Here is a 12,467-nt window from a genome sequence, read left to right as displayed (position 1 = left end):
AAGTCATCTTTTGGCCTCAAAATATCTATAAAAATTTATTATTTTTCCTGATTTTCTACTTTTTCAGTTTTAGAACTGAATCCACTTTTAAATCCATCGAAAAAATCACAACCACTTAATGAAAAAACAAATACACATAATAGACCTATCATAATACCTTTTTTGTAGTTCACCCTATAACATCCTCCATAAATACAACTTAATATTGTAATTATAATATATAAATTAGAAATATCTATGAAAATAACCTTAAATAATTAGATTGTTGTTATCATTTCTGAAAGTAAACTTTTAGATATTTGTTTACTTTAGAATTCCTATAAACATTGACTTCACAACAAAACCCTTGATATCCTCAAAATACATAATAAAAGTATACATTCGAAACGGCATAACAAAGGAGTTTAATCCCTCAAAAAAAGATGAGTATCTCATCACTATTGAGATACTCATCCAGAGAAAGCATAAATTAACTATTAGTATTTAGCTCCTTACTGAATTTCTTTATAAAAAATTCCATTATTAACGTACTAATTCCTATACTTAAACCAAGTAATTGATCTAACGAAATTACATCACAAAAAATCCAACAAATAATAAATCCCACACCAAATACTAATACAAGTAGCAAACCAAAATATTTTAGTCCTACATATACATCTTCCATACCCATCAACCCCATATTTTGGAGTACCTCCAAAAAAATTCACCTCAGATACAACAAAAGAGCCTTACCTCTGTAGGCAAGACTCCACTAGTGTAGTTATCTAGTATTTACATAGCAAATAAGAAACATAAAACATATAATACCAAGTAGCAGAACCCTAATATTCCGCCTACAGCTAGTACCTGTTTAACCCAACTCTTGTATTTCAGATTACTGTCAATAATCGCTTGCACTCTTTCCATATCCGTTTCCTCCTATTAAGGAGAACCCTTAAAGACTCTCACCTCGCTATGATACCATTAAGGAATGATTAATAGAGGTATAATTTTGTCTAAACGTATAAATATGCAATATTACATATAGAAATGTATTGTTATAAACGTAAGCGCTTACTGTAATGAGAGTATAAAGATTCACCACATGTTAATACGAAAAAAATGGAAGAAAAAGATTTAAAGTCAATATCCATTACGGAGATCACAGAAAGAGCGGATTGTAATAGAGGAACATTCTATTCCCATTACGAAAGCAAAGAAAATTTATTAGAAGAAATATTTCAAGAAAAGATGGAAGACTTGATTAAAGCATTAGTTGACTCATATCCAAACGACAAGGATATCCTATTTGAAGAAATGTCTTCTGCGGCAATGGCGCTATTCACGCACTTTTGGAATAATGTTTATTATTATCAATTAATGCTGAATAAGCATGTGTATTCAGGTTTTCAAGAGTATTTGTGTGAAACAATCAATAACCATTTTTTAAAAAATCTAAGAGCGGTACGAATAAATCCAGACCATCATATTAATCATGAGATAAATTCTTATTATACAGCCTATTCCATCTTAGGAATGCTGGTCTATTGGTTTAAAAACGACCTAGTTTACACCCCTCAATATATGGCCAATCAATTAATGAATATCCTGACAAATCATCCTTATAAAGTAAATGTCATCGGATCTGAAAAGGATACGTTAGTGATTCAAAAAATAAACCACCACATCTGAATTTAATGAAAGTAAACTTTTGGAATTTGAATTATTTATAGCTCATTTTGCAATAAATTTCTCAATATTGATATAGATGTTAAATATGGGCTTTATATCGAAAATTAATAAAAAATATAATATCATAAAAATTAAGTTGGTTTGTGTCACTTGTTTTTCCCTTATGCTTAAGATAAGATCGTATTCGCCGATCTTATCTTTTTTTATAAACAGTTCCATTATTGACTTTCGTTCTTTTTCTGTATATATGAAAAGACAGACCAAATAATTGCCATCATCACACCAAAGATAATGAACCCGCAAAATATATTTTTAACAGTTAACCAAAATACACTAGGTTGGCCGCTATTTCCATTGCTACCTTCGATCTTTTTATAAGTAGCAAGCTCCATTTCTTTCCCACCTTGCACTGCGCTATACGAAAGAGTGTTGTCTTTTTTGGGTTCGAAATATACCTATGTGATTCCTTCATTAGAGATATGGTATACATCATCTTGAGCCACCTCTAAACAACCGTTCTTTTCTTTATAGTTTACGGTGTAAACTTGATTGTTTATGTTCAATTTTGCTTGGTCGTTATCCATAATTTTAATACTATACCGAGGTTGACCATCTGCACTATACTCTCCATAATAATCCGATTTGTTGTTTCAAAAAAACATGATTATAAGAGCTGCTAATAAACCAATAGATATGTATTTCTTGTTCAATTAAAAATCTCCCCCTAGATCAATCATGAATATCCTATTTTATTATTAAATTATAATAATTAAATTGCATCATAATTCCAGAACAAAAATTATAAAAACCCGCATGAATACACAAGAAGCACGTACACTACCAATACCAAATTAATGCAAACATAGAATTCCAAAACATTAAAAATCTATTTTAGGAACTGTCAATTTTCTCGTTTTGGAGGTATTTGTATTTCTTAACTTGATAGCGATGTGGCGGGTCCTCTAAATCAGCATCTCCAAAACAAAGGGACGTGCAGAATTAAAAAGAACAGACTTTTCTTTTTTGAAAAGTCTGTTCAAAAATAAATAAATTCAAGTAATTACCATCCAAGCCAAACAGTGCCTTGGTGCCATGAACCATCTGTATTTACTAGAGTTACAACATAGCTTCCTGCTTTCATAGGACCAAAGTAATTATAAACATAATCACCACCACTCATTGGCCCTCCTGTTACATTATGGGTTACGGTGTTTCCTGATGATAAACTTTTTACTACAACTTTAAAATTAAAATTTTTATTATTTTGAATAGCTACTCCAATAGTTCCGTTGTCTGCTACAGATACAGTTTTTTTCACTTGAATTGATGTAGAAAAATTATAACTACCGGAATATCCCCAATCAAATGCTGCAGCTGCTTTTTCTCCAATAAGATTATTTTTATCAGAAAAATTTGGTACAAATGGTCTTTCGACTTCATTTGTATTTTCAACTATACTTTCAATTCTATCTGAAATAGGTTTTACTGTATCAGCTGATGCTGCACCAATCCCCCCAGTTAATGCAATACCTGTTGCTAATGCCCCGACTACTAATTTCTTGAACATAAATAATCCCCCTTTAATAGTTTTGTAACTCATACCTCAAATGTATCATTTTTTGCAAAAAAGAAAATATTTAGAATTTATAGAAATATTAGTTTAATTATTAGAAATATTCAGTCTTAAATTTATCAAAGTTTACACTCATACATTGCTGTAAAATAATAAAATTTCCGTTTTTGGGATACTTGAAATTACTAGCTTGATAGCAATGGGGCACCGCCAGCATTTTGGAAAAAACCCACGCTAAGCAAAAAATAAAATAAGCCATCCATTTGGACAGCTCATTTACATAATTATCGTTATGGGAAGCTAATTTTTAATATTGGGGTAGCACCACATCGCTATCAACCTAATAAAAAGAAAAGCCCACTAAAATGAAAAAATACGTTATTCTTTCTGTAGAATCATAGGAAAGGATGGCGTTTTTTATGTCTGTTTCTGTGTCTGACGAATTACAACTATTTGCTCAAGAGATTCAAAGCTTTTTATCTCCAAATACCTTACGGAATCTTGCCAGAGATGTTGGTTTTGTACAACGAACCAGTAAGTACCAAGCAAAAGATTTAGTAGCTTTATGTGTATGGGTGAGCCAAAATGTAGCTATGACTTCTTTAACTCAGTTATCTAGCTGTTTAGAAGCATCAACAGAAGTACTCATCAGTCCTGAAGGACTGAATCAACGGTTTAATAAGGCGGCCGTCCAACTTTTACAACACCTACTAGCCGAACTACTAAGCAAAAAATTGGCCGTATCTATGCCGATTTCTTCTACATACACTTCTGTTTTCAAGCGTATTCGTATTTTAGATTCAACTGCATTTCAACTCCCGGATGTATTTTCATCGGTTTATCCAGGTGCAGGAGGCTGCAGCCATACAGCTGGGATAAAAATTCAACTTGAGTATGATTTGTTAAGTGGACAGTTCCTTCATATTCATACAGGTCCAGGTAAACAACATGATCGCACTTACGGCTCTTTGTGTGCCCCAACTGTGACAGCGAATGATTTATGTATCCGAGATTTAGGTTATTTTCATTTAAAAGACCTTCAATATATACAAAATAAAGAGGCCTACTATATCTCTCGTATCAAGTCGAACACACGTATGTATCAAAAAAATCCTAACCCTGATTATTTTCAAGATGGAAGAATTAAGAAAGGTACAGAGTATATACAGATAGATATAGAGACGTTAATGAACTCCCTTCAACCAGGACAAACGTGTGAAATAGCTGATGCTTATGTAGGAATGAATGATAAAGTGCCAGCTCGTGTAATTGTTCATCGATTAACAAAACAACAGCAACAAAAACGATTACAAGATCAAGCTGTAAGAGAAAAAAAGAAAGGAATGAAGTATTCTCCTCGTAGTAAACGACTCAGTGGTATCAACGTATATATGACAAACACCCCTACAGATATTGTCCCGATGGGACAGGTACATGACTGGTATTCTTTGCGTTGGCAAATCGAAATTTTATTTAAAACGTGGAAGTCATTCTTTCAAATTCATCATTGTAAAAAGATAAAACCAGAACGATTGGAGTGCCATTTATATGGTCAGTTGATTGCCATTCTACTCTGTTCTTCTATCATGTTTCAGATGCGCCAATTGCTCCTCATGAGGAAAAAACGAGAGCTTAGTGAGTATAAAGCCATATATATGATTAAAGACTATTTTCTTCTTCTATTCCAAACTATGCAAAAAAACATCCAAGAGTTATCAAAGGTGTTACTTCGCCTGTTCAATCTCCTACAGCAAAACGGGCGGAAATCTCATCGATATGAGAAAAAAACGGTCTTTGATATATTAGGTGTCGTTTACAATTGTACCCTGTCTTATAATCAAGCCGCTTAATTCAAAAAAATGAAACCCGCTAGGGTTTATTTCGTATGCAAATCTTTCAATCAACTACACTTGCCCTTTAGAAAAAAGAAACAATCTCGTCTAAAATTGACTTTGCATAAGCTTAGCTTGATAGCGATGGGGTAGCACCACATATCCATCAAGCTAAGATTTTTAACACTTAAGGAATTTGTAAGTATCAAGTAAGAAAAACGAGAGCTTTGTTTCTTATAATTAAAATATAAAGTGAAGGAAGAAAGGTTGTTTCTGGGGTTAATATGCTTGTGGAAAAAGGAGAAATCTACGGTTTTTAGAGTAATAATATCAGTATGTCAAAGTTTTGGAGATTACTTGCAAATATTTTGAAGTTTTTGCACCAGAACCCTAATTACCATACCTGTTTTTTACCATCACATATTGGAGGTTAAAACATGAATAAAAAAAAGAAAATACAAAAATCAGTACTTACCTTTACCCTACTCTTTTCTTTAGGTGTTTCATCTTTCCCGCTTACAACAGCTATTCACGCAGATACACGTGAGGAGAAATCTGCAGAAAAGAAACAAATCTCTTTAACGGAGCGTACATCATTATTTTTTGAATATCTCCAGCAAGGTAAGTATGCAGAGGCACTTCAGTTGACGTCTGCTGCTTTTCAATCCAAGTTTACAGCAAACACATTACAAAACTGGTGGACACAAAGTGGGATAAAAATCATGGGAACACCTGTAATAAAAGAACGAAACTTGGTCCATCAGACGGTGGAAATTCCAGGAGCTATTGAAGGAACTACCATACCGCTACTCATTAAATTCACACCTGGCGGGAAAGTAGATGAAGTTGGAGAAAGGCCGCCCCAGGAATCTTACATTCCGCATCCTAGATATGACCAACCTGCTTCCTATCAAGAACGTGAAATCGTCATTGGAAATTCTACTTATCCATTACCAGCCACATTAACAGTTCCGAAACATAAGCCTGGTGAAAAGGTACCCGTTGTTGTTCTTGTTCATGGTGCTGGCATCCATGATCGCGATGCTACCTATTTGGGAACAAAAATCTTACGAGACCTTGCGGTGGGCCTTTCATCCAACGGAATTGCAGTGTTACGCTATGAAAAACGTACCTTAGAACATGCATTAAAGATGAGTGCAGAACCTGTTACGTTGGACCGTGATACTACAGATGATGCCATATATGCAGCAAAGTCAGCAGCGCAGCAGGAAGGCATTGATCCAAATAATATTTTCATTCTCGGACATAGCCAAGGAGCTGGTACAATGCCGCGAATACTGAGCAAAGCGCCTTCCTCACTTGTTCGAGGAAGTATCTTACTCGCACCACCTGCACGCCCTTTGACTGACACTGCAATTGATGTGAGTCAATACCTTGGGGCGCCAAAGGAAGTAATCGATGAACTAAAAAGACAGTTCGCTTTTATCCTGGATCCTACTTTCGATCCTGACCATCCGCCAGCTGGCTACAATTTTCCGTTTCCGTCTCCTCATTTTATGTATGATGTTACTAGGTGGCGTCCAGTTGAGGAGGCAAAATCACGAAAAGAGCCTTTGCTGATTCTGCAAGGGGCACGTGATTATCAAGTAACAGTAAAAGAAGATTATACAAAATGGCAGGAAGGACTTTCAAACCGCGGGAATGTTCAGTTCAAAGAATATCCGAAATTGAATCATTTCTTCACGGAGGGTGACGGGGAATTGAGTCTTCCAAGTGAGTACGAAATCCCTGCAAATGTTCCCGAGTACGTCATCCAGGACATTATTACATGGGTCAATGAGACAAAAAAATAAGAAAACATCAAAAGCCTTCATGCAATCATCATTACGTGAAGGCTTTTTTGAAACTAGTGATTCAGACATATCTATTATTTTCAACATCATTTAATATAATATTTGCCCCAAAACGAAAAATTAGAGTCTTTTATAGCAATGAAGTTCATTTTTATCGTTTTGGGAGCAACCTGTTCTGTTAGCTTGATGGTGATGTGATGCTACCCCATATTGCAGCAATCTTTCTCTCATTTTTTTAATAGTAAATAATTAATATTAGTAAATCTCCATTTCATTAACTAATTTACCTTATATGTTCCAATAGTCACTATTTATATCACTGTTATATTTATATTCAATCTTTTCTTTTCCACACTTTTCACACTTATAAAAACTAGCTGTACCGATCTGTCCTGTTTTAAAGTTTTCACTATCTTGAGTTTTAATAAAGTTATATTTATGAATACATTTAGGTTCTTTTACCTTATTTATCAATTCTCTTAACATAAAGTAATCACTCTCCTTTAAAGAATATTCCTCGTGGATTTCTGTACTTATAAAATCCTACGAAATTTTGGTGGCCCCTCCTATTTTTAACTTGCATACTTTGCAAATTTCTTATCTATGAAATGAGCAATGATAAAGATAATGGGAATAAACAGTAATTCGAGAAGGGAAATGTGTGTTATACCTGTTTTTTGAATATAAACATTAAGGAAAATTGCTATCAGTACTAGAGTAAACGTCCATTCCTTCAGGAATATTCTTCTTATAGAACCCTTTTTCATACATATACCTCCCTTTTCCTAATTGTATCACTTAGATAATACGCTTATAAGAAAATTTCCCTTGTATATTATATACAAGGGAAGTTAACATAACGTCTCAATTATCGGTAGAAATAAAAAGGCGGGTCCTTACTCTCAGAAGGAATCCCCTTTTTTATTTTCTATAACTCTATTCATCTTTTTATACATTCCTATCCTGGCATGGGTTTTAGAGTTCTCGTTTGTTACTGGATTAGCCAAAAAACTGTATAAAATCTTGCATGCTCCTAGCGTGGTTTTTTTCCGAAATGCTGATGGTACCCGATCACCACCAAGCTAACAAATAAATATACCCCCAAAATGAAAAAATGATATTCTTTCTATCTAAAGTGTAGAAGGATTATCGTTTTTTTTACTTTTATAAATGTAAAAAACTAGAGGTGATGTTCATAAAAATGGAGAACATAATTCGTATTTTACGTAAAGAACAAAAGCTTTCCCAAGAAGATTTAGCTAAATTATGTCATGTTTCAAGACAAACAATTAATGCGATTGAGAATAACAAATATGATCCTACATTGGAACTTGCTTTTAATTTAGCTAAATCCCTTGGTGTAACAGTTGATCAATTATTTATTAAAGCTAGATAAGGAGAAGAAACAAATGAAAAATGGAATTAATATCTTATTTACTTGTTTATACATTGTGATTATGGGTTTACTTGCTTTTGAATGGTATGAGAAGCAACAGCTTTCTATTACTTCGTTATTTGTAGCAACAATCATTTTGCAATCATTATTTATGAAGAGAATTTTGAAAGGTAAAAAAGAGAGCGAGAATTTTATTGATGAAATGTTTTTACATATCAGACAGAAAAGCTTATCAATTTGTTGTTTTGTAATGTATGTATTAACTTTAGGTACTTTATTTTTATCAGAAGGAACATGGAATTTTAACCATATGCATAATAAACCGTTAATCTTTCTGGTTTTCTTATATCCTATCGTTTACCAAATAAGTCATATATTCGTTTCAAGAAACAACTCTTAATAGACTATTTAAAAGTGGAAAAAAACGCTGTTCTTTCTGCAGAATCATAGGAAAGGATGGCGTTTTTTATGTCTGTTTCTGTGTCTGACGAATTACAACTATTTGCTCAAGAGATTCAAAGTTTTTTATCTCCAAATACCTTACGGAATCTTGCTAGAAATGTTGTTTTTGTACAACTAACCAGTAAGTACCAAGCAAAGATTTAATAACTTTATGTGTATGGATGAGCCAAAATGTAGCTATGACTTCTTTAACTCAATTATTTAGCTGTTTAGAAGCATCAACAGAAGTACTCATCAGCCCTGAGGGCTTGAATCAACGATTTAATCAATCAGATGTAAAATTTTTACAATATCCATAATCATTAATCACTATATCTATATTCATGATAATATTGAAAATAAAGTAATTGAAACTATTTAACACAATCAAATACTAAAAAGTTATGTCATTACCCCATTACAATGCGTAACATAAATAATTATTAACAAAATAAAAAGAACCCAATAGGTTCTTTTTATTTTTGCTTGATACTCTTAAACATAAACCTTATTAATAGCACTACAATTACAATGATAACAATTGTAATTATTGCACCTGTTAAACTGAAATTAGAAAACAAGTTTTTCACCTGCCTTCATTATTTAATTTTAGTAAGTAGCAATCGTAAATGTTCCATATTGTCCATTTACAGTTGTTTTTGCATACTTACTAGTATAAGCAACTGCATAAGCCGTGTAACCTTCACTTAAATCTGAGTAGAGATAATTAGTATTACTAATAGAATCACTTAAAGTATTACTATAAACTTTTCCAATTCCAACTTTTCCAATTCCACCTTTTCCAATAGCACCATATGAAGTAATTGTAACAGAATTTGTTATCTTATTGGCTTGTCCTGAATTTATTCTTGTTGAGAAATAAGCTCCAAATGAGTGATTAACGACACCAATATCATCCCATACATAACCATTCATGGTTGCCGAAATACCAGAACCGCCACCACCTTTGTTAAAATATTCGGATTTTCTAGCGAGAGTTGATGATTCGGATTCCCCAAATACAGTAGATTTTGCATATGTTCTTACAAAGTCTGCATCTTCTTTTGAGAACTCCACATTATTAGGATACTTTAGGTTGATTTCTTCAAATCTCTCAATAATTTGGTCTTTCGTAAGAGTTGGTTGTTTTACCTCTACTACTTTTGTGTTGCTAGTTTCTTCTGCATTTGCATTAGGTGATAGTACACCAAATGAAACAAATCCTAAAGTTAGAGCAAGTGAAGAAACGCCCAATTTTCTTAATACATTTCTCATAATCTTTCTCCTCCCCTTTAATAATATTTGGTACGCTTTTATGTTAACTAATATTTAACAAAAATGTAATATCATTCTATCAAGTGGAATATTTAAATAAATTGGATAATATTGTAATAATCTGTATTTTTATCATTTTTTATTTTTCACCTATCATCAAAGCTGTCCTAAAAGGTACACCTTTTAATGTGGTGTAATTTCTATGAAAAACAATGTGTCAAAAAGTTCGAGGTAATATTTTGCAGTACTTAAAAAATACATAGACCTTTTGAATCATTTATAAATTGCTGTAAATTAGTATCCCAAAACCGATTATTTTTGGGACATTCAAATATCGAGAGATTTTTGCTGTTGTTTTTTCGAAAAGCTACTCCAAAACAAAAAAATGTAAATTTTCTCGTTTTGGGGGTATTTACATTTCTTATCCTGAAAGTGATTTGCTGGAACCCCATAGCCATCAAGCTAAGATTAAGTAAGAATCCATTCAACTAGATTTTTTTCTGTTTACTAAAGATTTGATATGAACTATTTAAAAATTTGCATATGAAATAAACCCTAGTATAAAATTCTTGATTTCTTAAGAGAGGTATTGGAGCTTATCTTTTGTATATACGTCATCATTTCATTAAAAAAAGACAAATAGATGCCTATGGGCATCTATTTGTCTAAAAACGACTACTTATAATTATCTTACTTCTACAGTATAATTCCCTGTTCCACCGCCATATTTATATACACTTAAGTAATATTTCCCTGGCTTCGCATTATAATTTCCAAGCAATTTGTTTCCATCGCGTTTTGTTGCATAAGTTACATAATTATTTAGATCTGATTCAGAGTATAACACCCAGTTCAGTCCAAGGTTTTGTTCGTTCGTAACGGTAATTTGTAAATCTTTTGGGTCCTTTACATCGATAACAAATCTGTCAACTTGATCTTGATCACTTAAGTTTCCTCTTAATAACGTGTTCAAAGATAATGGATTCGCTGCATCAAATGAATTATTCGGTTCTTTTTCTACAGCAGTACCTTCTTCTGTATTCACTCCGCTAAACACAACATCATATTCAAATTGTCCAGCGGCATTGACACGGTAATTTACAAAATAAGCAGTTAATGTTTTGTATCCGCTCCACTCTTTTTCTGCAAGATGCTTCAGCATATCATTCGTTGCTTGATTCATCACTTTCCAATCCTCATTTTCCCCTTTTGCCGCACTTCCTGTATATGTTCCTTGTAGTGTGAAGGTATTAAAGAATTGTGATTTATTATTTGTTACCTTCACATTTTTTAACTTCGCTTCATTGGTGACATCTGCTGCAACATCCGAAAGTGGTTTCGGATTGTGCTGTGCTACATAATCAACTGATACTTGCGGAATTGTATACTTATCACGATTATCTATCAGCATTTGCATGTAAGTTTGATATTCTTCATTTAATTTATTATCTTTACTTAATGTAGAACGGTACGCATCGTAACCTGGAACAGCATTTGTACGAATTAAATCATGCACTTTATCGAACATATCAGGACGGTTATTATACATATACGATTGCAATGCAAACGAGTAATTATAAAAATCCCACGTTCCGTATTTTGCATTTAATGTTTGCGCTGCTGTGTAACGTTTCGCAGGATCATTAGACAATCCACCAATGATACTTTTTCGCGGTACTACGCTGTCTAATCGCGTTGAGCCTGCAAAAAACTCCACATTTCCTTCTTCAAACCATGTTAAGCGTTCATTTTGATACATTTCTCCTTGACCCCATAATCCTGGAACTTCGTATCTGCCCTGTAAATAGTGTGTAAATTCGTGACAAAACAATTCTTCCAAACTATAAATACTCTGCTGTGGTGTACGTTCATATGTAAAGAAGGTTCCTGTTCCTTCAATATAAATTCCACCATTATTCGTTTCATAGCCGTATAGTTGACGGTTAAATTGATATTCATCCGGACTATTATAAATAACCATTGTTAACACATCATCAGCATGTCCACTTTCGAGTGGTTTATCACTACCAACTGTACGATAAAATTGAGATCGTACTTCTTTTGCCGCCCAATATAAACGTTTAATTTTTTCTTCGCTAACTTTATCTCCCGCTTTAAAGACAATAGCCCCATCATCAAATGTATACGTTTTTGGCAAATAATGTTTCTTACCATCTTCTCGAATTTGATCTAAATTTACCGTTTTTCCATTTGCATCTATCCCGCCGTAATTAGTAGCAATTTGTTCTGCTGCAACAAAATATTGTTGCCCTAAATATGGATATACCCCCATTGCTTCTGTAACAACTTGCTGTCCTTTTGTTGGTGTACTATAAAACTTGCCAAAGCGACTAGCATAGTAAATACCATTATTAATTAGCCATCCGTTTTTGTCTGTTACTGTACCTATTAGTGCAAAACGATTTATCTCATTCAATTTTAGTACGAATTCCAATTGAACT

At 33.2% G+C, this 12,467-nt stretch carries 11 protein-coding genes and 2 pseudogenes; 6 read left to right on the top strand and 7 right to left on the bottom strand.

From position 1 onward, the window contains the following. Positions 1-38: 38 nt before the first annotated feature. Together ACP6L7_RS32865 and ACP6L7_RS32860 are read right to left on the bottom strand one after the other, a co-directional pair. Positions 39-173 (bottom strand): hypothetical protein, encoded by a 135-nt coding sequence (locus ACP6L7_RS32865; RefSeq protein WP_430529708.1) that lies wholly within the window; start codon positions 171-173, stop codon positions 39-41. A 296-nt stretch (positions 174-469) separates the two neighbouring features. Continuing rightward, positions 470-667, bottom strand: a complete 198-nt coding sequence (locus ACP6L7_RS32860; RefSeq protein ID WP_097833406.1) for a hypothetical protein — start codon at positions 665-667, stop codon at positions 470-472. 437 nt (positions 668-1,104) lie between these two features. On the opposite strand from ACP6L7_RS32860, the gene ACP6L7_RS32855 reads away from it, so the two are divergent. Further along, the gene (locus ACP6L7_RS32855) at positions 1,105-1,674 is read left to right on the top strand and encodes a TetR/AcrR family transcriptional regulator (RefSeq protein ID WP_097833403.1); all 570 of its coding nucleotides are present in this window, start codon (positions 1,105-1,107) and stop codon (positions 1,672-1,674) included. A 218-nt stretch (positions 1,675-1,892) separates the two neighbouring features. On the opposite strand, the gene ACP6L7_RS32850 is transcribed toward ACP6L7_RS32855, so the two are convergent. Beyond that, entirely contained in the window at positions 1,893-2,066 is a 174-nt protein-coding gene (locus tag ACP6L7_RS32850; RefSeq protein WP_240523249.1) for a hypothetical protein, read from the bottom strand. A 668-nt stretch (positions 2,067-2,734) separates the two neighbouring features. Beyond that, the gene (locus ACP6L7_RS32845) at positions 2,735-3,241 is read right to left on the bottom strand and encodes a hypothetical protein (RefSeq protein ID WP_097833404.1); all 507 of its coding nucleotides are present in this window, start codon (positions 3,239-3,241) and stop codon (positions 2,735-2,737) included. 425 nt (positions 3,242-3,666) lie between these two features. Here ACP6L7_RS32845 and ACP6L7_RS32840 point away from each other — a divergent pair, with 425 nt between their 5' ends. Together ACP6L7_RS32840 and ACP6L7_RS32835 are read left to right on the top strand one after the other, a co-directional pair. Then, positions 3,667-5,097, top strand: coding sequence for an IS4 family transposase (locus ACP6L7_RS32840; protein ID WP_430529707.1), 1,431 nt, complete (start codon positions 3,667-3,669; stop codon positions 5,095-5,097). Positions 5,098-5,516: 419 nt separating this feature from the next. Beyond that, positions 5,517-6,893, top strand: a complete 1,377-nt coding sequence (locus ACP6L7_RS32835) for an alpha/beta hydrolase (RefSeq protein ID WP_097833460.1) — start codon at positions 5,517-5,519, stop codon at positions 6,891-6,893. Positions 6,894-7,181: 288 nt separating this feature from the next. On the opposite strand, the gene ACP6L7_RS32830 is transcribed toward ACP6L7_RS32835, so the two are convergent. Continuing rightward, positions 7,182-7,379, bottom strand: coding sequence for a hypothetical protein (locus ACP6L7_RS32830; RefSeq protein ID WP_097833461.1), 198 nt, complete (start codon positions 7,377-7,379; stop codon positions 7,182-7,184). Positions 7,380-8,094: 715 nt separating this feature from the next. Between ACP6L7_RS32830 and ACP6L7_RS32825 the strand changes: the two genes are divergently transcribed. From ACP6L7_RS32825 to ACP6L7_RS32815, 3 genes and pseudogenes are all read left to right on the top strand, one after another. After that, entirely contained in the window at positions 8,095-8,289 is a 195-nt protein-coding gene (locus ACP6L7_RS32825) for a helix-turn-helix transcriptional regulator (protein WP_098519873.1), read from the top strand. Between the two features lie 13 nt (positions 8,290-8,302). Continuing rightward, complete coding sequence (locus ACP6L7_RS32820; RefSeq protein WP_002165485.1) at positions 8,303-8,689, top strand: hypothetical protein; 387 nt, start codon at positions 8,303-8,305, stop codon at positions 8,687-8,689. A gap of 68 nt (positions 8,690-8,757) precedes the next feature. After that, positions 8,758-9,044 (top strand): annotated as a pseudogene (locus ACP6L7_RS32815) (IS4 family transposase); the annotation flags it as partial. A gap of 295 nt (positions 9,045-9,339) precedes the next feature. Here ACP6L7_RS32815 and ACP6L7_RS32810 read toward each other — a convergent pair. Continuing rightward, the gene (locus ACP6L7_RS32810) at positions 9,340-10,005 is read right to left on the bottom strand and encodes a hypothetical protein (RefSeq protein WP_430529706.1); all 666 of its coding nucleotides are present in this window, start codon (positions 10,003-10,005) and stop codon (positions 9,340-9,342) included. A gap of 685 nt (positions 10,006-10,690) precedes the next feature. Then, positions 10,691-12,442: pseudogene (locus ACP6L7_RS32805) on the bottom strand (collagenase); the annotation flags it as partial. Positions 12,443-12,467: the final 25 nt, after the last annotated feature.

It is taken from the genome of Bacillus silvicola (assembly GCF_050524305.1).
Lineage (GTDB): Bacteria > Bacillota > Bacilli > Bacillales > Bacillaceae_G > Bacillus_A > Bacillus_A cereus_AT.
The sequence above is the reverse complement of the archived record's forward strand: the minus strand, read 5'-3'. Positions and strand labels throughout refer to the sequence as shown.

Excerpts from the sequence above, each read along its gene's own strand:
- ACP6L7_RS32820 (WP_002165485.1), top strand. The coding sequence starts at position 8,303 with ATGAAAAATGGAATTAATATCTTATTTACTTGTTTATACATTGTGATT.
- ACP6L7_RS32825 (WP_098519873.1), top strand. The coding sequence starts at position 8,095 with ATGGAGAACATAATTCGTATTTTACGTAAAGAACAAAAGCTTTCCCAA.
- ACP6L7_RS32830 (WP_097833461.1), bottom strand. The coding sequence starts at position 7,379 with ATGTTAAGAGAATTGATAAATAAGGTAAAAGAACCTAAATGTATTCAT.
- ACP6L7_RS32840 (WP_430529707.1), top strand. The coding sequence starts at position 3,667 with ATGTCTGTTTCTGTGTCTGACGAATTACAACTATTTGCTCAAGAGATT.
- ACP6L7_RS32835 (WP_097833460.1), top strand. The coding sequence starts at position 5,517 with ATGAATAAAAAAAAGAAAATACAAAAATCAGTACTTACCTTTACCCTA.
- ACP6L7_RS32850 (WP_240523249.1), bottom strand. The coding sequence starts at position 2,066 with ATGGAGCTTGCTACTTATAAAAAGATCGAAGGTAGCAATGGAAATAGC.
- ACP6L7_RS32860 (WP_097833406.1), bottom strand. The coding sequence starts at position 667 with ATGGAAGATGTATATGTAGGACTAAAATATTTTGGTTTGCTACTTGTA.
- ACP6L7_RS32855 (WP_097833403.1), top strand. The coding sequence starts at position 1,105 with ATGGAAGAAAAAGATTTAAAGTCAATATCCATTACGGAGATCACAGAA.
- ACP6L7_RS32845 (WP_097833404.1), bottom strand. The coding sequence starts at position 3,241 with ATGTTCAAGAAATTAGTAGTCGGGGCATTAGCAACAGGTATTGCATTA.
- ACP6L7_RS32810 (WP_430529706.1), bottom strand. The coding sequence starts at position 10,005 with ATGAGAAATGTATTAAGAAAATTGGGCGTTTCTTCACTTGCTCTAACT.